The sequence below is a fragment of the Desulfobacterales bacterium genome (assembly GCA_028704555.1).
Classification (GTDB): Bacteria; Desulfobacterota; Desulfobacteria; order Desulfobacterales; family JAQWFD01; genus JAQWFD01.
This window is the reverse complement of the sequence record JAQWFD010000009.1, coordinates 23184-45489: the sequence shown is the minus strand read 5'-3', so window position 1 is coordinate 45489 and position 22306 is coordinate 23184. Positions and strand designations below refer to the sequence as shown.

General features: G+C 51.8%; 19 protein-coding genes. 16 read left to right on the top strand and 3 right to left on the bottom strand.

The features are described 5' to 3' along the window. Window positions 1–1000 (bottom strand): aconitase family protein (locus PHQ97_05180; protein MDD4392129.1); only part of this gene is annotated, 1000 nt, incomplete at its 3' end. A 687-nt stretch (window positions 1001–1687) separates the two neighbouring features. On the opposite strand from PHQ97_05180, the gene PHQ97_05175 reads away from it, so the two are divergent. The 5 genes from PHQ97_05175 (at window position 1688) to PHQ97_05155 (ending at window position 7209) form a co-directional block, all read left to right on the top strand. After that, on the top strand, window positions 1688–3694 hold the full coding sequence (locus tag PHQ97_05175; GenBank protein ID MDD4392128.1) for a TonB-dependent receptor: 2007 nt from the start codon (window positions 1688–1690) through the stop codon (window positions 3692–3694). 30 nt (window positions 3695–3724) lie between these two features. After that, window positions 3725–5119: an ATP-binding cassette domain-containing protein gene (locus tag PHQ97_05170; protein MDD4392127.1), complete on the top strand. Its 1395-nt coding sequence runs from the start codon at window positions 3725–3727 to the stop codon at window positions 5117–5119. A 21-nt stretch (window positions 5120–5140) separates the two neighbouring features. Next, window positions 5141–5809 carry an energy-coupling factor transporter transmembrane component T gene (locus PHQ97_05165; protein ID MDD4392126.1) on the top strand — a complete coding sequence of 223 codons (669 nt, stop codon included), beginning with the start codon at window positions 5141–5143 and terminating at the stop codon, window positions 5807–5809. After that, window positions 5806–6399 carry a hypothetical protein gene (locus tag PHQ97_05160; protein ID MDD4392125.1) on the top strand — a complete coding sequence of 198 codons (594 nt, stop codon included), beginning with the start codon at window positions 5806–5808 and terminating at the stop codon, window positions 6397–6399. Before PHQ97_05165 ends, PHQ97_05160 begins: the two co-directional genes overlap by 4 nt. Before the next feature lie 69 nt (window positions 6400–6468). Next, window positions 6469–7209 carry a hypothetical protein gene (locus tag PHQ97_05155; GenBank protein MDD4392124.1) on the top strand — a complete coding sequence of 247 codons (741 nt, stop codon included), beginning with the start codon at window positions 6469–6471 and terminating at the stop codon, window positions 7207–7209. 59 nt (window positions 7210–7268) lie between these two features. Here PHQ97_05155 and PHQ97_05150 read toward each other — a convergent pair whose 3' ends face one another. Continuing rightward, on the bottom strand, window positions 7269–7658 hold the full coding sequence (locus PHQ97_05150) for a PadR family transcriptional regulator (GenBank protein ID MDD4392123.1): 390 nt from the start codon (window positions 7656–7658) through the stop codon (window positions 7269–7271). A 156-nt stretch (window positions 7659–7814) separates the two neighbouring features. On the opposite strand from PHQ97_05150, the gene PHQ97_05145 reads away from it, so the two are divergent. Further along, on the top strand, window positions 7815–8027 hold the full coding sequence (locus tag PHQ97_05145) for a hypothetical protein (GenBank protein ID MDD4392122.1): 213 nt from the start codon (window positions 7815–7817) through the stop codon (window positions 8025–8027). A gap of 121 nt (window positions 8028–8148) precedes the next feature. Here PHQ97_05145 and PHQ97_05140 read toward each other — a convergent pair whose 3' ends face one another. Then, window positions 8149–9006: a uridine kinase gene (locus PHQ97_05140; protein ID MDD4392121.1), complete on the bottom strand. Its 858-nt coding sequence runs from the start codon at window positions 9004–9006 to the stop codon at window positions 8149–8151. Window positions 9007–9436: 430 nt separating this feature from the next. Here PHQ97_05140 and PHQ97_05135 point away from each other — a divergent pair, with 430 nt between their 5' ends. From PHQ97_05135 to PHQ97_05090, 10 genes are all read left to right on the top strand, one after another. Further along, entirely contained in the window at window positions 9437–10351 is a 915-nt protein-coding gene (locus PHQ97_05135) for a substrate-binding domain-containing protein (GenBank protein MDD4392120.1), read from the top strand. 159 nt (window positions 10352–10510) lie between these two features. Beyond that, entirely contained in the window at window positions 10511–11404 is an 894-nt protein-coding gene (locus PHQ97_05130; GenBank protein MDD4392119.1) for a substrate-binding domain-containing protein, read from the top strand. A gap of 234 nt (window positions 11405–11638) precedes the next feature. After that, complete coding sequence (locus PHQ97_05125; protein MDD4392118.1) at window positions 11639–12334, top strand: ABC transporter permease; 696 nt, start codon at window positions 11639–11641, stop codon at window positions 12332–12334. A 43-nt stretch (window positions 12335–12377) separates the two neighbouring features. Beyond that, window positions 12378–13385, top strand: coding sequence for an ATP-binding cassette domain-containing protein (locus tag PHQ97_05120; GenBank protein ID MDD4392117.1), 1008 nt, complete (start codon window positions 12378–12380; stop codon window positions 13383–13385). A gap of 776 nt (window positions 13386–14161) precedes the next feature. After that, on the top strand, window positions 14162–15322 hold the full coding sequence (gene alr, locus PHQ97_05115; GenBank protein ID MDD4392116.1) for an alanine racemase: 1161 nt from the start codon (window positions 14162–14164) through the stop codon (window positions 15320–15322). A gap of 334 nt (window positions 15323–15656) precedes the next feature. Beyond that, complete coding sequence (locus PHQ97_05110) at window positions 15657–16127, top strand: ATPase P (GenBank protein ID MDD4392115.1); 471 nt, start codon at window positions 15657–15659, stop codon at window positions 16125–16127. Window positions 16128–16522: 395 nt separating this feature from the next. Next, complete coding sequence (locus tag PHQ97_05105; GenBank protein ID MDD4392114.1) at window positions 16523–18160, top strand: response regulator; 1638 nt, start codon at window positions 16523–16525, stop codon at window positions 18158–18160. A 333-nt stretch (window positions 18161–18493) separates the two neighbouring features. Further along, window positions 18494–20311: an indolepyruvate ferredoxin oxidoreductase subunit alpha gene (gene iorA / locus PHQ97_05100; GenBank protein ID MDD4392113.1), complete on the top strand. Its 1818-nt coding sequence runs from the start codon at window positions 18494–18496 to the stop codon at window positions 20309–20311. An 86-nt stretch (window positions 20312–20397) separates the two neighbouring features. Beyond that, entirely contained in the window at window positions 20398–21000 is a 603-nt protein-coding gene (locus PHQ97_05095; protein MDD4392112.1) for a 2-oxoacid:acceptor oxidoreductase family protein, read from the top strand. Continuing rightward, window positions 20981–22288: a phenylacetate--CoA ligase gene (locus PHQ97_05090; GenBank protein ID MDD4392111.1), complete on the top strand. Its 1308-nt coding sequence runs from the start codon at window positions 20981–20983 to the stop codon at window positions 22286–22288. The genes PHQ97_05095 and PHQ97_05090 overlap by 20 nt, the downstream gene beginning before the upstream one ends. Window positions 22289–22306: the final 18 nt, after the last annotated feature.

Sequence of the window (22306 nt, the reverse complement as noted above, 5' to 3'; positions counted from 1 at the left end):
CCTGCGCAGATCTTCCGGTCAGCTCAAGATATTCCAGGGTCTGATTGTCCACAGGGAAAAAACCGAGCGTCGCGCCGTATTCAGGTGCCATGTTGGCGATGGTGGCACGGTCGGTAACGCTCAGGTTGCCGATACCCGGCCCGAAATATTCCACGAATTTTTCAACCACCTTGTGCGCCCTGAGCATTTCGGTCATCGCAAGAACGATGTCGGTGGCGGTGATACCCTCCGGCGGCTGGCCGGTCAGCCGGACCCCGACAACTTCGGGAATGGTCATGTAATAGGGCTGGCCCAGCATGACGGCCTCGGCTTCGATGCCGCCCACGCCCCATCCCATGACACCGATCCCGTTGATCATGGTGGTATGCGAGTCCGTGCCCAGAAGCGTATCCGGAAAGGCGACTGTTTTGCCGTCAGAGACTTTGCACATGACCACCTGCGCCAGGTGCTCCAAATTGACCTGATGGCAGATCCCGGAATTGGGGGGGACGACCCTGAAGTTTTCAAAGCTTTTCTGTGCCCATTTTAGAAAGGTATATCGCTCCGTATTTCGCTGGTACTCTTTTTTGAGGTTGCGGGTGACCGCATCCATGCTGCCGTAATAATCCATTTGCAGAGAGTGGTCGATCACCAGATCCACCGGGATCATCGGGTTGATTTTGCCGGGATCTTTGCCGATTGCCTTTACGGCATCTCTCATGGCGGCCAGATCCACCACGGCCGGAACACCGGTAAAATCCTGCATCAGCACACGGGCCGGATGATAGGGAATTTCAACCGGCCGCTCATAATGTTTCTGCCATCTGGCGATGTGAAGCACATCGGCTTCGGTGACGATTTTCCCGTCCAGGTTCCGCAGCAGATTTTCCACGAGTATTTTAATGGAAAACGGTAATCCGGAAATATTTGCAAGGCCTTTTTCTTCGAGCAGGGTGATGTCAAAAAAACTGTAGTCAGTAGCGTCGATAGTGATCCGCCAGGTGAACTGATTTTTTTCCATGTAAATTAAGCTCCGATGTTTTTAGGGATAACGGGATGAACACTGACGGGTTGTCCCAAGGGGTCACAGTGCTTGTTTTGCTGTGAAATCCGCCGGCCAATTCTTCTAAACGGATCTTCTGAAACCGGCCCTCTGAAACCGGGGGGCTGACCGATAAAATTGAAGAATGACGCTGATGGAATATTGGGATTAATCCGCTGTGTCTGGATTGATAAATGTACGTTTTTTAAAAATGGTTAACTCAAATGAAGACGTGAACGTTAAATCTTTTCAAACTATGGATTATGTTTTCAGTAGCCCCCTGATGCCTTATGCCCCGTGAAGAGAGCCACGAGCCTTCGGGAATGTATTTTTACATTAATACAATATACGGGTAAAAACATCAATCCATTAAAGGTTTGTTTGTTACGATAAAAAATGAGGATGGTTCAATATGTCTCACGGCTCCCTGTTTGAGGTGAATGCGGCGCTCTTGACGAGATGCGTGATCGAATTAAGGCGAATGTTGTTATTGGTTATTATTGGTAATAATAAAATATTTTATTGACATATAAAAACATATGCGTTTTAAAACGGCGAATAATGATCTTAAATGATAACTATGTTCGATATGCGCGGCATATCATCGTTCAGGCCGGGTTCCAAAGGTTTTGGCAACGGGGTTTATTGCTTTACTGGGGGGATGGGATGAAAAGATTCGTATGGAAGAAGATGGTTTTATTATCTTTCGGACTTTGCATGATCTTACCGGTGCTGTCTCAGGCAGAAACGGTGAATACCCGGGCGGATGTCTATACGCTGGGTGAAGTGGTGGTGACCGGGGACCGGGAAGGGGTGGAAGCGATCGGAACGGTCCGTGAAATTACGGCCGAGGATATTTCGAAAAAAGGAGCCCGGACCCTGGATGAGGCGCTGGATCTGCTGCCCGGCGTTCATGTCCGAACCGGAAACGACGGCGTGCCCCGGGTGGATTTAAGGGGGCTTCGGGGCCGTCATGTACTGCTGATGCTCGACGGGATTCCGTTTAATTCCACTTATGACGGGCAGTTTGACCCGACGGTGATTCCCACGGAAAATATTGCTAGAATCAAGGTTTCTTACGGAAATCATTCGGTACTTTACGGCGAGGGGGGACTCGGCGGGGTGATCAACATCATTACCAAAAAGGGAACTGAAGGCGTCCAGGGAAAAGTGGCGGCCGAGGCCTCCGAACGCAACCGGTGGCTGGGCAATTTCAACCTGTCCGGTGCAAAGGATGCGGTCGATTTTTTTGTCAGCGGCAGCCTGCTGGATTCGGACGGATATCCGCTGTCAGGTGATTTTGATGCCACGAAGCATGAGGACGGTGACCTGAGGGAAAACAGCGACCGGCAATGGGGCAGTCTGTTTGCCAATCTCGGTTATAAGGCTGGCGACAGCCTCTCGTTGGGTTTTGTATACAATTATCTGAAGGGTGAATACGGAAAACCGCCGGCAACCATTGATAATAAAATGGACGCGGATTTTGCCAAGAGTCTCAAATATGAACGGGTGGATGATGTCGAGGGGAACAGCGGTCAGGTGTCATTCAGCTGGGATGACGGCTCTCCTTTGAATTTGCGCGGATGGGCGTATGTCAACCAGCAGGATGAGGAAACCAACCGTTATGATGATGGTCAGTATGACAGCCAGACGGCTAAGGGGGCCTATCACGAAGAAAGCAGAACAACCATTTCGGGGACAAATCTTCAGGGGGGATGGGACATGGGGGCGACCGGTCTGCTGACGGTGGGGCTTTCCATGGCCAGCCAGGAGTTTGAAGCCTCCGGATTTGAAATTACCGATAATAAGGGAACCACGGGGGATCTGGCTCAGGACCGCAAACTCGATACATATTCGGTGGCTCTGGAGTACGAGGTCAACCCGCTGGATTCGCTCGGGTTTACACTCGGATACGGTCATCACTGGCTCGACAGAACGGATAACGGCAGCGACGATGAGGGATCGTTTCTGATCGGCGCGTACTATGATGTTCTCAAAGATACCAGGCTTCGGACATCGGCTGCCAGGAAAATTCGTTTTCCGTCCATAAAGCAGCTTTATGATACCGCCAGTGGCGGGAACACCGAACTGACCACGGAAACATCCATGAATTATGAACTGGGCTTCGAGCAGAATCTGCCGATGGACAGCCGTCTTGTGGTGACCGGATTCTGGATCGATGTGGATGACTATATTGAGAAAGATGCCTCCGGCTTCAATCAGAACAACGAAGAGTATCGCTTCAAGGGGATTGAATTGACGGCGGAAACCCGCTGCATCGACAATCTGATGCTCAGAGCCGGCTATACGTGGATGGATTCGGAAGACCGATCCGTGGCAACGCTCAAGGATGAGTTGCAGCATCGTCCCGAGCAGAAAATAACCCTGGAAGCCGGCTATGAGTTTGGTTTCGGCCTGACGGGCTATGCGAGCCTGCTGCATGTGGCCGATCAGTACTTTTATTCGGATTTGGCCACGCTGACGCCACCGGATAATAAAAAGGCGCTCAATGATTATACGGTCGTCAATCTAAAACTGAATCAGCAGATTCGGAACAGCGGCCTGAGTCTTTATGTGGGGGCGGACAATCTGTTTGATGAGGATTATGAAGAAAGTTACGGCTCACCAAGGGAAGGCCAGACGCTGTATGCCGGTGTCGAATACCGGTTTTAACGGGAAGTGTTTCGAGAGCTGTCTGCTGACATGAAACCGGTCCTTCGGGTGAGCCATATCAGTTATATTTATCCCGGGTCTTTTCTCGAAGCCATCAGCAATGTATCCTTTTCCGCCGGAAGCGGGCAATGTGTCTGTATTTCAGGTCCGTCCGGGTGCGGGAAAACCACATTGCTGATGGCGATACAGGGTCTTTTGAAAGATTTCAGCACGTGTGGGCATGTCTTCATCCATCCGGCGCTGCCGGGTCTGGATGCCGGCATGGTGTTCCAGAATGCCGAAACCCAGATCCTGTGCAGCACGGTGGGGGATGAAGTTGCATTCTGGCCGGAAAATCTGGGAATGTCCCGTGGCGCTGTCGGCGCTGCGGTCGCAGATGCGCTGAGCTCCGTTGGCCTGTCCGGCCTGGAGGCCCGAAGCGTTGAAGCGCTTTCGGCCGGTCAGAAACATCGGTTGACCCTCGCTTCCGTGCTGTCAATGAAGCCGGGACTGATCCTGCTGGATGAACCCTGCGGCCAGCTGGACGACCCGGGAAAACAAAAATTGATACAGATATTAACCCGCCTCAAAGAACAAGGCCATACCCTGCTGATTTCCGATCACGATCTGGAGCCCTACCGCCTTCTTGCCGACAGGTATATGCTGATGAAAAACGGCTCGATTCATCAGACGCTGAGCCAGTTTCCATCCGGGTATGAAATGGCCGCGGTGTTCGATGGTATCGAGGCAGCAGGCCGTGTGGGTAACACCAGCGGGCCGCCGGTGGTGGAAATCAGCGATCTGGTGTTAACCGGGCCGGAAAACGATCTGCTGTTCAACCATCTTAACCTGAGCGTCCGGCAGGGAGAGTTTGTCCACGTTTACGGAACAAATGGTGCCGGCAAATCCACCCTTCTCAGATGCATCAGCGGGTTTGTACGGACCCAATCCGGTACACTTCAAGTCGCGGGGATGGATTGTCCCCGGCCGCATCAGCTTCCGGGAAAGGTGGGACTGCTGATGCAGAATCCCCATCGGCAGTTGTTTGAAGATACCGTATTTGACGAGGTGGCGTTTACTTTAAAACGATCCGGGCGGCTGCCTTTTCTGCAGATACGGGATCAGGTTATCCGGACGCTGGAATTTTGCGACGTGGGGCATCTTGCAGACCGATCGCCCTTGACCCTGAGTTTTGGCGAACAGCACCGGGTGGCGCTGGCATCCGTCATTGTGTCCGAACCGCAGGTGCTGCTGCTTGACGAGCCTTTTTCAGGCCTGGATATTGCCCGGCGAATCCGTATGGTAAACCTGATTAACCGACTTTGCAGGGATCGGGATATCGCCGTGGTGATGGCATCGCATAACCGGCTTTACGACAAATGCAGGGTGGATCAACGACTCGTCTTGAATGCCGGGCAGCTGTCCATTCAAAGCGTTTCACAATAAGATGGGAACGGAATAAAAACATTGAGTCTGTCATCTCAAACCCTCGCCTACCAGTTCCGCAGCGGTGATTCACTATGCCACCGGATGGGTTCCGGCTGGAAAATGGCCGGGGTATGTGCCATGTGTTCGGCCGCCTGTATTGTCAAAACGGTTACGGGCCTGACGGTGCTTGTGGGAATTAATCTCATCGGTTACGGACTTGCGCGGCTCAAAGTGGTGGATTTGTGGAGAGACATCCGCGCTTTTCTGGTTCAGATGGCGATCGTGGTGGCGTTGTACATGCTTCGCTATGGAAGCGCAGGCCTTTTGCCAGGTGCCAGAACGTCGCTGCAGATACTGCTGTTTTTCATGCCGGGTGCGCTTTTTCTGCGGACAACCTCTTCGTCACAGTTGATGAAAACCCTTCGACGCATACTGCCGGAGCGGATCGCGTTTTTTGTGTTCATCAGTTTCCGGTTTGTGCCGTATTTTACCCGGGAGTTCACTGACATCGTCATGGCGCAGCAACTGCGTGGCGCCCGTGTGACGACCCGTTCCCTGATCAATCCCCGGAACTGGCCGGATATGTTTCACTGCATACTGATTCCCCTGATGATACGGGCCTTGAAAACGGCTGAAGATGCGGCATTGTCAGCTGAGGCCAGGGGATTTGGAAAACGGGCCGGTTCATGCCGGGAGGAAATCGAATGAAAGAATCTGCTGATAAACTGATGTGGAACCGGTTTACCCTTCGCGAGGCGCTTTGCCTTTCATTCTGTGCAACCTTTATCATCATTGCCAAGGCGGTTCTCAGGCTTCATCTGCATATAACCGGCCACAGCATGGTGTTTACCATGTTTTTTCTGATTCTCGGCCGCGGGTGTGTCCAGCGCCTGGGGGCTGCGACCTTTACAGGAATGATCGCCGGCATATTGAGCTTGGTTCTGGGGATGGGCGCAAAATCGGGTCCACTGGTGATCCTCAAGTTTCTTCTGCCGGGAGTGTTTATCGACTGTGCCGCGGCCGTGTATCCGATGCTTGCGTATCGTTATACCGCCTGTATCATTGCAGGGGCTTTGGCCGCCGGTAGCCGTGCTTTCATCATTGGACTGGTCGAAAGCCTTGCGGGCATGGAAAATGTGTTGATCTTGCAGAATATGATCCTGGCGTCTATCATGAACATGATTTTTGGCGGTATAGGGGGCGCCATGGTGCCGACGGTGGTGCGGCGTCTGGTCGCCAACCGGTTGATTCCATCTGCCGGACGGGATGGCATGCGGATGAAAGATCAAGGAAAGTAACAGAACGCCGGAGGACATGCTGACTGGTCGCTGATGAACTGAGGAACTAAATCGAGAAGGAGATGTTTTATGAGAGTTTTGCTGGGGTTTGATGATACCGATACCATTGATGCAGATCGGGGGACCGGTAAGCTGGCCAGGTGGTTCGGGTATGAGCTGCCGGAAGAGATCCGTCTGTGGGCCGTGGTTCGCCTGCAGCTTCTGGTCCATGACGATGTGCCCTACACGTCGCATAACAGTTCGGCCTGTGTGGCCATGGATGTGCCCCGCGCCTATCCCCTGGACTCGATCATCGAAAGGGCCGTCCGTCACCTTGAAGCTCATTATCTGGAAGGAAGCGATCCGGGAATATGTCTGGCATGTGAGGGTGATCCCGGGATGTCGGATTTGATGGATTTCGGAGTTGCATGCACCCGGCGCGTGGTGACACAGAAAGATGCGCTCCGGGCGACTTCAGGTGCCGGTATACATCTGTCCGGCCATGGGGGCACTAACGATGGAATCATCGGCGCGGCGGCGGCAGTAGGGCTGACAGCATCCGGGTGGGCAGGCCGGTTCATCGAGTTCGGAAAGCTTCGCGATTTTCCGGATACGGTAGCCGTATCTGACCTGGAGGACAAACATATCCGGATTGTGTCCCTGGAAAAAAATGCAAACGGGCCGGCGCCTGCAGATCAGGTGATCACCAATGGCTGGCTTCGGCCAAGGCTTCTGGGCAATCAGGCGGTGCTGATGGTCAAATGCATCGGCGAAGGTGTCTGGGAGGTTGTCAGTGGCAAAACGCCTAAAAAGAAGACCGGCGAGCAGTAGAAACGTCCGCTGATACCCGCACAGAATTTGATTCACGCAAAGCCGTCGGCAGGATTCAATCATTCGGCCGGCGGCTTTGCGGATGATTCACACGAGTGATAGCATTCGGAAAACCGTTGAAGCTGTTCCACCTGTCGTTCCATGAACCGGATCCAGAGACAGAGGATGTCTTCGCCTTCCGGAGTTAACCGGTACATCCGTTTTGCCGCACCGGTGCCCTCCGTTTCCCATTCCGAGTGCACCAGTCCGTCTTCTTCCAGCTGCCTGAGATGCCGGTATATCATTCCCGGCGGCGCGAGTCCCTCCACAAATCCAAACGTCTGAATATCCTGTATCAATTCGTAGCCATACGATGGTTTGAGCTTCAGGCTCAATAAAATTGACGGCTGAATGTAACGTTCCTTTTTTCCTGTACCGGGTTGGTGGTGTGATTTATTTTGGACTTTCATAATCGATTGACATATATCCTTGAAGGATATATGTTGCATGTGTCCTTATGTTCTGGCAGGTTTTGATCTGATGAATCCGTGATGAGGCTTCCGGTCATCGGGTAGCGTTTACCGGATCATCCTGCTGGTTACCCTCTATTGCTAAAGGAGAATTCCATGAGTGCAAAAATTTTTGTCCGGGAAAGACGCAAAATCGAAAAAGGAGAAAAAAAACCCCGTTTTCGTGTCATCGGTGTCAGTGGCGGTGATATCAAACTTTATTCCAAGCACATTCGTAAAAAAGAACTGGATCAGATTGCCGAAGCCACCGGTTCGGAAATCGTCTTTCTGAAAGTCGAAAAGGAAGACAAAGACGAAGCCGAGGAATAGGGTGTTTCTGCTTTGCAATTGCATTACAATGAATCCATTCAGATCATTGAGGCGTACGCTGACCGTACGCCTCAGTTGTATTATAACGTAGCGTTACGAATGCGCCTGCCCGCCCTTAGTATCAGTCCTTATAAATGATCGTTCCGACATGTTCTCCATCCAGTGCCCGGAGAATATGTTCCGGGTGATTGAGAGCATCGATGATCTGGAGCTGTTTCACAGATTTTGCCCGTTGAAGCAGGGTGATCACCGCCCGTTCAACGATCAAGTCGTCCAGATCCAGCTCCAGCAGCTCAGATGCGGAGATCCTGTCAAAAAATCTGAGATTGGCCCGGTCGGATTTGCTGACTTTCTTCGGATCATTTTCAAACAATCCCTTTTCATCCTTCAGATAAATCAGGGAGCGGGCCCCGATATTTTCTGCCAGCAGAAAAGCCCCCGAATCGGTGCGGTGAGGGGGAATGGAGCCGTGCTCGGGCGGATGTTCGAATAATCCGTACGGCGGAACCCCGCACGTGATCGGTATATAACCGAGCTTGCAAAACATGGTGAGCTGTTCCAGATTGTCGCCGTTGTTGATTTGGATGCCACCGTGTTTGGCCATCAGGACCGAAAGCATTTCTGCGTTTTGCCAGGATACCTTGTCCCCCATTTTGGACAGGATGCCGGGGGGCATTCCCAGGTCTACCCCGATGCTGTATGCATGCCGGGCACGGGTACCGCCGCCGGTCATAAGCAGGATTTTATGCCGTTCCTTGGCTTCAATCAACTTGTCTATTATCGGGAACAGCGCACTGCCTCCCCGGTCCATGATGCTCTGTCCGCCGATTTTCAGTACATTGATGTCCGGGTGCATCCGGAAGTAGTCTTTGACCTCGGTTGTTTTGAGAAAAGATTTGCTGACCAGCGATTCTCCCATGAGGCTGGATTGAATATGCAGCCGGCCCTTATCTTCTTCTTCCTTGATCAGATTTGCCATAACGTCTCCTGCGGTTAGAATTTACGCCGGTTTTGAACCTGGAAAAAATTATTGGGTTTTCGTTCGGGCACGCAATATCTTTCGATTCAAATTGGATCAACTGCTCTGATGTAACAGACGGTGGCACCGCTTGCCCGTTGGCGGTGCTTTGTCTGGTCCGGTCTCTGTGCTGCTCTACTTATAGGGTTCGTATGAGCATGTCAAGTTATGTAAAAACAGGTTGGTTTCAGGTGGCTAAGGTCGTTTAGGGAGACTTAAAGGTTATATGGTTCCACTAAAATATAATGTTGACATAAAATGACTTAAAAATATAAGATAACTCGTTTGAATATTAAAATAATATCGTCCTTTAACAGCGCAAGACGTATAAAATTGTGCAATTTGGCCGCTTGTCAAGGGCCGATATATGAACGAACATCAGGTGCCGGTTATGAAAACAATGCTTTCAACAAAGGAAGTGGCGAAGTTTCTCGATGTCAACGAAAAAATGATCTATACGCTGGTGGCCGAAAAGGGCCTGCCCGCAACAAAAGTCACGGGTAAATGGCTGTTTCCGCAGCATCTGGTTGAACAGTGGATTGAGATCAGCACGATCAATTATCCCAAACCCATGACCCAGCTCCCGCCTTACCATGGATTACTGATTATTACCGGAAGTAACGATCCTCTCCTGGATCGGACCATGACTTTGTTTAACAAATTATATCCGGAACACGTCTCGGTCTTCGGCAATCTGGGAAGTATGGGAGGGCTCAGGGCGTTGCGGCAGAACCTGTGCCACATGGCGTCGAGTCATCTTCTGGTGGAAGATGGAAATGATTACAACTTTGAGTTTGCGATAGCCGAACTGGATGTCATGCCGGCGGTGGTGAATTTCTGCCGTCGGGAACAGGGCATACTGGTGCAGAAAGGGAATCCGAAAAATATTTCCGGGATTGTCGATTTGGCTCAGCCGGGGATTCGGATCGTCAATCGTCCACTTGGCACCGGCACCCGCCTGCTGCTGGATGGCGAGTTAAAAAAGATGGAAATAGAGGGCTCAGGAGTCGAGGGCTATCATCATGAGGTTCAAAAGCATATCGATGTGGCTGTCGACGTGATGAGCGGGCGAGCGGATGCGGGGCTGGGGATACGGGCCGTGGCCGATATCCTGGATCTCGGTTTTATTCCCCTGCGTTGGGAACGTTATGACTTTCTCATCAATAAGGAGCGATATTTTGACGAGGGCGTTCAGCTGTTTATCGGCCTTCTGCATGACGATGAGTTCAAGACAATGGCCAATCAGTATGCGGGGTATGATCTCAGCCTGTCCGGAAGGGTGATTTTCCCGGGAAAAGGAAAATAGTCCGTGAGTGGATAAACCCCTTTTGCTGCATGGGCAATATGCCAACAGATATCGGAACATGGCCGTCTGGCAGATAACGGAGATTTTCGAGGTGTCAGGCAATCTTTTTGTTTATATTTCAAATGGTTAAAAAAGAAAACCAAAAGAAAGGAAGACAGAATGAAACGTTTTATTGCGGTATTATCAGGGCTTCTCATGGCAGCCTGTGTGATGGGAACGCCGGCTTTCAGTGCGGATCAGACGATTGCGATGTCAACGACGACCAGTACCCAGGCATCCGGTCTTCTGGATGTGCTGCTGCCGGAATTTACGGCGGATACCGGTATTCAGGTCAAAGTGATCGCAAAGGGAACCGGTGCGGCCATCCGTGACGGGCAGGACGGTAATGTGGATGTGATTTTTGTTCATGCCAAAGCCAGGGAAGAAAAATTTGTCAGCGAAGGCTGGGGTACCAAACGCTATGCGGTCATGCATAATGATTTTGTCATTCTCGGGCCCTCGGCAGATCCGGCAGGCATTAAAGGCGAGACCGATGTGGCAAAGGCGCTGAAAAAGATCGCCGAGAGCGGGTCGGTGTTTGTCTCCCGCGGGGATGACAGCGGAACCCACACCAAGGAGCAGGAGTTGTGGAAACTGACGGGTCTGACGTTGATCGAGCGCATCACGTCGATCGCCTCCGGAGGCAAGACCCGGGAAATCCGGTTTATACAGCCTGACGGGAAATGGTATATGTCCATCGGACAGGGCATGGGCAAAACCCTTACCTTTGCCGATGAAAAACGTGCTTACGCATTGGCCGACAGAGGGACCTACATCAAATACAAACTCGGCCGGAAAGAAGGACTGGATCTGGAAGTGCTGAGCGAAGGAGATGCCTCGTTGCAGAATCTGTACGGCGTCATTCCGGTCAATCCCGCAAAGTATCCCCATGTGAAATATGAAGCGGCTGAAAAATTCGCTCAGTGGCTGGTTTCGCCGAAAGGGCAGAAGCTCATCGCCGATTACAAACTTCTGGGGCAGCAGCTGTTTTATCCGGATGCCATTTCCAAGTAAGGAATTTGCTTTCGGTGCCATTCAGTTAAGGGCCAGGTGTTGATTCATGGCCTGTGAATTCGTAACTTATGAACCCGTATGGGGATCGCAGTCAGTACCTGCGGGTTCATAAATCCGGAAGCCGGCCGGGTCGATTTTTAATAAGGGCCTTGGCCCTGATAGCGGAGACTAATCCAAAGGGCTGGGGCCCTTCTGTATTAACGGTTTTTTGATATCCTTTGATGCTGTTGCTTTATGGATTTATTTGTTGATAGTGTGTATTCAGCGCTTCTTCTTGTTGCGTCGTTTGATCCTCAGGTTCTTGCCATTGTCGGTGTTTCTCTCAAGATGAGCAGTATTTCGACCGTGCTTGCCAGTTTCATCGGCGGGCCCCTGGGATTTTTGATTGCCTTCCGGTCTTTTCCCGGAAAGCACTTTGTGATTACCTGCCTCAATACCCTTCTGGCCCTTCCAACGGTCGTGATCGGTCTTTTTGTGTATATGTTTATCTCCCGACGGGGCGTCCTGGGTGTTCTGGACCTGCTCTATACGCAGAAAGCCATCATCATCGGGCAGATCATATTGATCATTCCGGTAATCGCCACCTTCACGATTGCTGCCGTCAGCAGAATTGACGACCGGTACCGCAAGACAGCCCTGACACTTGGTGCAAGTGGCTGGCAGACCGCCGGCATCATCATCAGAGAGGCCCGGTTCGGTCTTGTTGCCGCTGTCATCGCGGCCTTCGGCAGAGTCATATCCGAGGTCGGGATCAGTATGATGCTGGGTGGCAATGCCAGAGGATTTACCCGCACCATGACGACCGCCATGGCGCTGGAATATGACAAGGGGGAGTTTACCCTGGCGGTGGCATTGGGGATCATCCTCATGGGGCTGAGTTTCGGTATTAACATGCTGTTTCATTTTTTTCAGGGAAGAACCCGGGTATGATGGGTTTTCGGCAAAACGGTCACGAACGACAGGGCAATGATGTATGATTTATCGAATTTCTGAGCTGACAAAGACGTATGGCGACAGGACGGTTCTGGATATTTCTTCCATGGAGCTGGAAAGGGGAAAAATTTATTCCCTGCTGGGCGCCAATGGTGCAGGGAAAACCACGCTGCTCAACATTCTTGCGTTTCTGGAACCGCCGACTTCCGGTCATATGATTTACGATTCCCGCCGGGTCCAATACAGCGCATCCAGTCTTCATGAGTTGCGTCAGCATGTGGTTCTGGTCGACCAGCATCCCATTTTATTTACAACGACGGTTTACAAAAATCTGGAATTCGGTTTGAAAATCAGGCGGATTTCCGGGCATGACCGCGAATTTCTCATCAATGAGGCACTGGAGCTGGTCGGGATGCGGGATTTTGTCCAGGCGCAGGGCACCCGGCTCTCAGGTGGTGAAACCCAGCGGGTCTCACTGGCACGGGCGCTGGTGCTCTCCCCTCAGGTGCTGTTGTGCGATGAGCCGACTTCCAGCGTGGATGTGGAAAACCAGATGGCCATCGTCAGGATTCTCAAGCTGGTCAATGAACAGAAAAAAAGTACCATCGTGTTTACCACGCACAACCGGTTCCAGTTCGGGTCGTTGGCACACGACAGCCTGTATCTGGATCACGGACGCCTTGCCGCAACGGTTCATGATAATCTGTTTTCGGCGGTGATAACCCGGTCGGAGAATCATCTTACCCGGTGTGCCATTGAAGATATTCTTACCATCCCCTTGCCCTCTGACAAAACGGGCAGGGTCCGTATCCGTATCAATCCCGAAAGAATGGAAATTGTCAGATCCACGTCACCCGGCGATGCGGATGATCTGGTTCGCGGTCGTATCCGACAGGTATCCGAACAGGACGGGAAAATCCGCTTACTGGTGGATGCCGGGATTTCACTGACCCTTCTGATGTCAGCCGATCGCTATCACCGGATTCAACCCCTGGCAGGCGAACAGGTGGGGATACGGATTGCGGCCGATGCGGTGAAAATTGAATAATTTTTGATACACACCCAAAAAACCTCCGCGTTACTGTCCTGTGCATCCTGAATCAGGCGGTCATTGCAAAATCAGCTGCGCTGAAACAGCCGCAACCTTTTTTCGGCGGCTTCCGAGAGGGTCGTTGCGTGAAAAAGTGAGGGTATTAAATTCACAGGCCATAGGGGCTTGATCATAATTTCGGCCACGTTGTCGCGGGCTCCGTCCCGCCCATTGCCGGCTTCTCCAACACGATCCGGGGGATGGCTGAACTATGAAGCTGAAGCGCAAAAATTCGGCGCGCCTCAAACAGTTTGCGCTTCTTAACGCTTCAATAGTCCCGGCATCTTTTCCCCGGATCGCGCAATGTCGTACGCCGGCAACGGGCCGGACTCCGCGGCCACACTTCGGAACTATGGCCGAAGTTATGATCGAGCCCGGCCATAGTTTGTGGAGTCATTATTTATTTGATGCGCTGTCGAATTTGGTTTAGTATAGCCCGATCGGACATCTGAAACGGGTGCCCGGAATTTTGAGGTGTTAAATGGATGTGCCGGATGTGCGATTACAGCATACAACTATTGGAACCTTCCAACTGCCTGATAGGGTCAGCTACTGACTCCTGGAGTCTGTATCTTCGCCAGTTCCAGCCTGTCCGTGGTCTGTTGGAAAAATAATGTGCTTCGGATTTGCCGAGGCCCTTATCCCATAATATTGGATATCAATCATCCGTTACGATTTTCGCTGCGGGCTTATTTTCGGGCGGATTTCGGATCGGTTCTTTCGAGGTATTTGTTTTGGATTCTTTGCTTGTTCTCGCAGAAATTGATTTAAAGGCCGTCGCTCATAACGTCAGAGAAATCAGGCGCATAACCGAGCCGGGCGCGAAGGTGATGGCGGTTGTAAAAGCCGATGGCTATGGTCACGGTTCAATCGAGGTGTCCCGGGTGGCGTTGCAGAACGGGGCCGACTACCTCGGCGTGGCCCGGGTCGAAGAGGCCCTCGTATTGAGGTGCGCCGGTATAGACGCACCGATTCTCATTTTCGGATATAGTCCTGTCGATGCCGTTGATCAACTGATCCGGTTTGATCTGACGCAGACCGTGTATTCATATGAAATGGCAAAGGCGCTTTCCGGCGCTCTTGCCGGCAGGGGACGCAGGCTTCGGGTGCATCTGAAGGTGGATACCGGGATGGGGCGTCTGGGCTTGTTGGCCGATGCGTATCGGCAGCAGGCTGCTCCCGGAGAGGCTTGCCGTCAGCTGGTACAGGACGTGGCTTCGATTTTCAGGCTTCCGGGGCTTGAGATTGAGGGGATATATACGCATTTTGCCACGGCTGACGAGGCGGATAAATCGTATGCTCACCGTCAGTTCGATTTTTTTATGGACAGCATCGAAAGCCTGGGGCGCGAGGGAATGGAATTTTCCCTGAAGCACGCCGCCAACAGTGCCGGGGTGCTGGATATGCCGGAAACCCATCTGGATATGGTTCGCCCGGGCATATCCGTCTACGGGATTTATCCTTCCGGGGAAGTGAACAGAACCGGAGCTGCGCTTAAACCCGCCATGACATTGAAGGCCAGGGTCATCAACCTGAAAAAGGTCCCGGCAGGCTTTAAGATCAGTTACGGCAGCAGCTATCAGACCCGGGGCACTGCCACCATTGCTACGGTCAATATCGGATATGCCGACGGCTTGAACCGGCTTTTATCCTCATGCGGCCATATGCTGGTTCGGGGCCATCGGGCGCCTGTCGTGGGACGGGTGTGCATGGATATGACCATGCTCGATGTCGGGCATATTCCGGATGTGGCGCCCGGAGACGAGGTGGTCGTATTTGGCAGACAGGGCGATGGTGTTCTGGCCGTCGATGAAATTGCCTCTCAAATCCATACCATCAGCTATGAAGTCGTTACCATGATTTCGGGACGGGTTCAGCGGGTCTATCTGAGATAAAGATGGCAGGCGGATCGCCGGCACACCAGACCGTTTTGAGCGTTTTATCCCAGGTTTAATTGACGGATCAGGTTAAATACGACTCGATAAACTGTTTTACCTGTTTTTTCCCCTGAACAACGCCGAACCGGCCTTCGAACATGGCCACCCCCCACCTGCCATAAGGTATCGAGTATGTTCATCATGGGCCCCTTTGCATCTGATGGGGGTTTTTGAAATTTCGGTAAACCGCTGTATCAGGTTATAAACGCTGAAAATGGATCAATCAATATAAACTGGAGGAAGAGAGCCTGATTCGCAATATCGGCAACACTTTTTTTCATATGGGGTGCGGATGATAACCATATCGATCCCGGGGTCAGGCAACCTGAATCTTGAGCACCTGGTTCTGGATTATAACGGTACGATCGCAATCGACGGGCAATTGATTCCGGAAGTCAGAAAATGTCTGATCGAGCTTGCTCCTCAGATAAGGATTCACGTGATCACGGCCGATACATTCGGAAATGTTGGCTCTTTTTTAGATGGCGTTCCGTGTCATCTGGAAGTGATTACCCAGACCGGTCAGGATATCCGGAAACGGGACTACATCCGGCAACTGGGGTCGGAGCATACCGTCTGTGTCGGAAATGGGAGGATTGACGGGCTGATGCTGGCAGAATCCCGGCTGGGGATTGCTGTTATTCTGAAAGAAGGCGCGGCGGTTTCAGCCCTGCTGGCTGCCGATGTGGTCTGCACCGATATTGTGTCCGCGCTGGGACTGTTGCTGCATCCCCTGAGACTGCGGGCCACATTGAGAAAATAAACGACGCTGAAAGCTGAAAGTAAATATGGGTTCGATCGGGATAACATCACATAACCGGTAGGAAAATATCCCATGGAAAATGAATTTTTTCCCCTATGGACAAAGTTCGAAAAGGGTTATAAAACTTAAAAAGTTACATTATTTAAAAAGGTTATATGTAGACTGCGTAAAAAAAGTGTGGAAAAACTTCATCGATTTTTCTTAGAAACGCAGATTGCGTTTTTCGAAACACCTCAGTTTCATATTCTTATCCGTTCAGATTTTGATTCCTGTCATTGATTTCCAAGACATTGCTTAAGTCGTCATTCATTCTACAGTGGTGCTTTCGTTGTTTTGTTTTCAGATTTAGCATTATAGCCAAATAACTAACCGCAGATCGGATGTATTCGTAATGAATGCCATGCTACGCTTTAACGATCAAGGGAGTTGATGAGACCATGTATGCAGGTGCGATGAAACAGCAGTCTGGTAAAATGGATGCGGTCGGATTGCTGCAACGATCCGATTCGGTTTCACGTGATCAAAATGGAAGGGCAGCCGGACTCCGATATGTACGTCTGGCGGAATCACTGCCACAGACCGTATTTGAGACCGATACCCGGGGGCGGTTGCTTTTTCTGAATCAGACAGCCTTTCAAATGTTTGGCTACGGTCAAAAAGACATCGATTGCCATCTGAGTATTTTTCAGCTGATTGCCTCAGAAGATCATGACAGGTTGAGCCGTCATCTGAAAGAGGCTCTCAGTGGGAATCCTGCAGGCGAGACCGAATTTCGGGCGCAAAGCAAAGACGGACGAAATTTTCCGGTGGCCTTTTATGTCAATGTCATTTCGCAGAAGGGCTGCGGTTCGGGATTTGGCGGGATCATCATCGATATTTCCCGTCGGAAAAAAAAAGAGCAGGAAATTCTGAATACGAAAAAACTGGAATCCATTGGAATTCTGGCCGGCGGAATTGCGCATGAGTTCAACAACCGCCTGATGAGTATCCAGGGTAATGTGTCCCTGATGCTGCTGGATATTGACACCGGCAGTCCTCATCATGAAAAACTGAAAAAGATCGAAACCTACATCAAAAAAGGCGCGGAATTCACCCGGCACCTGATCAGTTTTGCCAGGGGAGGAAAATACTATGTTGAACTGACGGATATAAACAACATCGTCCGCTCAACCTCCGGGATATTTGGCCGTACCCGGAAACAGATCCGCATTTGTCTTCATCTTGAGGAAAACATGTGGCGGGTTGAGGCGGATCAGTCTCAGATCGAACTGGTGCTGATGAATCTGTATATCAATGCCTGGCAGGCGATGACAGATGGCGGTGAGCTTCATCTTGAGACGGGCAATGTCATATTGGACGAGCAGGAGGTGCGGCCGTATAATCTTCCAGCTGGCAGGTACGTCAGGATTTGTGTCCGGGATAACGGGCCCGGGATAGATAAAGCGATTCAGGAAAAGATTTTTGATCCGTTTTTTACGACCCATGGGATGGGAAAGGGAACCGGCCTCGGTCTTTCGGCGGTATACGGCATCATTAAGAACCATAAGGGAATAATTACCGTTTCCAGTGAAGAAAAACAGGGAGCGGCGTTTTACATTTTTCTGCCGGCATCGGACCACTCCGCGTGTACAGCCGATCGTGATGTCCGAAAATCGCCGTTAGCGCAGAAAACGATTTTGTTTGTCGACGATGAGGCCATGATAGTCGATGTCGCCAGACAGCTGCTGGAGAAAAAGGGTTACCGGGTGCTGACCGCAGGCAATGGCCGGGAGAGCCTCGATATTTTCAAGCAGGAAAAGAACCGGATCGATCTGGTGATTCTGGATATGGTCATGCCGGTAATGGGAGGCATGGATACTTATATTTGCCTGAAGACGATGAAACCGGATGTGAAAGCCCTGCTTTCAAGCGGTTACAGTCTTGACAAAGAAGCGGAAACCATCCTTGATCTGGGATGCAACGGATTTATTCAGAAACCCTATACTATCCGGGACCTGACCGGGAAAATTAATGAAATTCTGGACATGCCGTAAATTCGACAAAAAAATCCGGAATATGGTACTTGACAAACCGGATAAAAATTTAGTAATGGGTGACATCACCGGTAAGGTGAGGGAAAACAGTATCGTCAAAATTAAATTCATTACACATACACAGGTAAACAGATGATATTCAGACAGTGGTACTGGTGGTGGCAAAGCTGTTGGAGCTTTCTCATCACTTTGAATAAAAATACATAACATATTCAGAGCTGTGAGTAGCTTCAGCAGATAATGCAGAAGTGACTCTCAGTTCTTTTTTGTTTTATAAAGCCAGGGTTTCTTCTGAAACGCCTGGCTTTTTTTATACGGAAAATGGAGGAACCGGTGAAGACACGAAAATTGATGCTTGGAAATGAGGCCATCGCACAGGGCCTTGCCGAAAACGGCTGCAGGGTGGCGACATCGTATCCGGGAACACCTGCTTCGGAAATTCTGCCGGCACTGGCGGATTTGAAAAACGAGACGGGTGTTCCGGCGCATGTCCAATGGGCGGTCAACGAGAAAGTCGCATTTGAAATCGCGTACGCGGCCAGCATAACCGGGTTGCGAAGTGCGGTCAGCATGAAACAGGTGGGATTGAATGTGGCATCGGATCCGTTGATGAGCGCTGCCTATATGGGTACCCGGGGCGGATTTGTGATCATCAGCGCGGATGATCCGGGCCCTCATTCTTCCCAGACCGAGCAGGACAGCCGGCTCATGGCCATGATGGCCAAAATTCCGGTTCTGGACCCGGATTCGCCGGCGCAGGCAAAGGATATGACCGCCCTTGCCTATGACATTTCAGAAACATTTCAGATTCCGGTAATGCTTCGGCCGACCACACGAGTGTGTCACAGCCGCCAGGATATCCAGGCAGGCCCTGTCCCTTTGGCGGATGCGAAGGCCGATTTCAAAAAAGATCCCACCCGGTGGGCGGCAACCCCCAAATTCCGTTATCAGCTTCATAAACAGCTGGAGACCAAGCTCAATGATATCGCAGAATTTGAGAAAACCGCCCCGGTCAGACTGAATCCGGAGGTTGTTTCTTCAAAGGCCGTTGTGACATCCGGTGTCTGTGCCGCCTATGTGCGGGAGGTCATGCAGGATTCCGGGCTGATGGAAAAAATTTCCCTGTATCAGGTGCTTCAGCCCTATCCGCTGCACCTCCGGTTTATGGAGGAGCTGGTTCAACACCATGAGGACGTACTGGTCATCGAGGAAACCGATCCGGTCATTGAAATGCAGCTTGCCGACCGGCATCGGGTGAAGGGTAAGTTAAACGGGGTGGTGCCCGGGGTCGGGGAACTGCTGCCGGAGAGGATACTGGAAATCATCGGCGGGTTTGCCGGGGTCGAGGTACCTTCTGTCCGCCTGCCCGATGTTCCGGGAAGACGTCCGACCCTGTGTGCCGGATGTCCTCACCGGGCCAGTTTTTTTGCCATCAAAAGGGCGGTTCCCAAAGGCATTTATACGGGAGATATCGGTTGCTATACGCTGGGACTCAACCTGGGCGCGGTGGATACGGTCCTTTGCATGGGTGCTGCCATCAGCCAGGCGGCCGGTTTTTACCATGCGTACAAAGACCAGCCGGATCCTCCGGATGTGGTGGCAACCATCGGAGACTCCACGTTTTTTCATGCAGGCATACCGGCCCTGGTGGATGCGGTGGTTCAAAATGTCCGTTTCGTGCTGGTGATTCTGGACAACAGTACAACGGCGATGACCGGAAATCAGCCGACACCGGCCTCCGGCATCGGCGCCTGCGGCGAGTCGCTGACTACCGTGGATATCGATGCGGTCGTGCGCGGGTGCGGCGTCAGATTCTGCCGGGAGGCGGATCCGTACCAGCTGGACGCGCTTACCGGTCTGTTGAAAGAGGCCGTATCGTATGCCCGGGAAAACGGGCCGGCGGTCATCATTTCAAAGCATCCCTGTCTGATTCACCGGCGCGGTGCGGCGCGGGATGTTGTATCCGTTCCGGTAGCGGTGACCGATGCCTGTGACGGCTGCGGGTACTGTATCCGGCATTTTGAATGCCCGGCGCTTGTATTGAAGGGGGATTCTGGCCGGGTAACCATTGATCCGATGGCATGCAGCCAGTGTGGGGTGTGCATTCACGTGTGCCCGAAGCATGCGTTAATCGAACAAAAAAATAACTGAGCGCAGAGCCGGTACACAGGGTTCCAGGCGTTTCGGACTGGAACCGCGAACCGACGGGCGTGTTTTTTCAATCAATCGGAGATCATATGAATACTTTAAAACAGCAAATTATTATCAGCGGGGTAGGAGGCCAGGGGGTGCTGTTCGTCACACGGGTGATGGCCGAGGCGGCGATTGCAAAGGGCCTTCCCGTATTTACATCGGAAACGCACGGGATGGCGCAGCGGGGCGGGACGGTCGTATCTCACCTGAAAATCGGCACATTTGCCAGTCCCATGATCCGGCCGTATCAGGCCGATGGCATGATTTCACTGAAAGCGGAAAATATTGCGATTCACGGCAGCTATGTCAAACCGGGCGGATGGGTTGTCGTAAACAGCGAACACGATGTGGAAACAGATCTTGACGTAACAATTTGCCGGATCGATGCCGATGGGCTGGCCCAATCATCCGGACAGGCCAGATCCGCGAATCTGATCGTGCTGGGGTTTGCCCTGGCCAGGATATCCCGTCAGGCAGCGGATGCCGGTCACCGGTTTTTTTGTGATGTTGAGGATATCAGAAGCGTTTTGGAGGCACAGCTGTCCCGGAAAAAACCGATGCTGGATGCATCGGTCCGTGCAATCGAAACCGGATACAATCAGGGGATTAACAAGGAAGGAGTTTGTGATGGGCTTTATACCGTATGATATGACAGGGGACAAGCTTGAGGCGATTCAGCGGGACGGCCTGAAGTGGACCGTGAACCATGTCTATAAAAATTCACCGTTTTACCGGCAACGATTTGAGCACAACGGCGTGGTTCCGGAGGATATCCGCCATCTGGAGGATATCTGCCAACTTCCGTTTACCGATACCCTGGATCTGCAAAACGGGTACCCGTTTCCGTTGCGCAGTGTCGGATTCGAGGATATCGTCAGGATCCATGCTTCGTCCGGGACAACCGGCAAGAGGAAAGTCCTGTGCTATACCCAGCGGGACGTGGATTTGTGGGCGGATATGTTTGCCCGGTGTTATGAACTTGCCGGCGTGACCCGAAACGACCGGGTTCAGATCGCCGTCGGATACGGGCTGTGGACTGCCGGGGTCGGATTTCAGGCCGGATGTGAGCGCCTTGGCGCCATGGCAGTCCCCCTGGGGCCGGCCAATGCGGACATGCATTGTGAGATGCTTGTAGATATGGAAAGTACGGTGTTCTGCGCCACAGCATCCATGGCACTGCTCATGGCCGAAGAAATTTACCGCCGGAATCTGGGGGCAAAGGTAAAGATCAAGAAAATCATTCTGGGCGCCGAACGATGCACGGATGCGATGAGAGCCAGGATACAGGAGCTGATGGGGGTTGAGCATATCTATGATATCTACGGCCTGACGGAACTCTATGGACCGGGAACCGGCCTCGATTGTGAGCACCATCATGGAATCCATTACTGGGCCGACCATTTTATCTTCGAAATTATTGACCCGGTCACCCTGAAACCGGTTCCAAAAGGTCAGCCCGGCGAACTGGTCGTTACCTCGCTGCACAAGGAAGCCAGTCCCCTGATCCGCTACCGGACGCATGATATCACCCGTATGCTCGATGACCCATGCCCCTGCGGGGTTCCGTTTCCCACGCATGACCGGATCCTGGGGCGGACGGATGATATGTTTATTTACCGGGCTGTCAACATCTATCCGAGTCATATTGAACAGATTCTGTATAACGTCGGCGGGGTGTGCAGTGAATTTCAGATTCACCTGAAGGAGAAAGAAAACGGCCGCGACATGATGCAGGTCATCGTGGAAAGAAAGATCAACGGGGACAGAAATGATGATCCGGACCTGGTGCGTCAGATTGAAACCGAGATTCGACGGAAAATTCTGGTGCGAAGCCAGATCCAGATCGTGGATCATGGGACATTGCCCAGGACCGAGAGAAAATGCAGGCGCGTATTCGACCATCGAAACGGGACTTCAGGGCCAAAAAACGGGTAAGATGGGATGAATACAGCC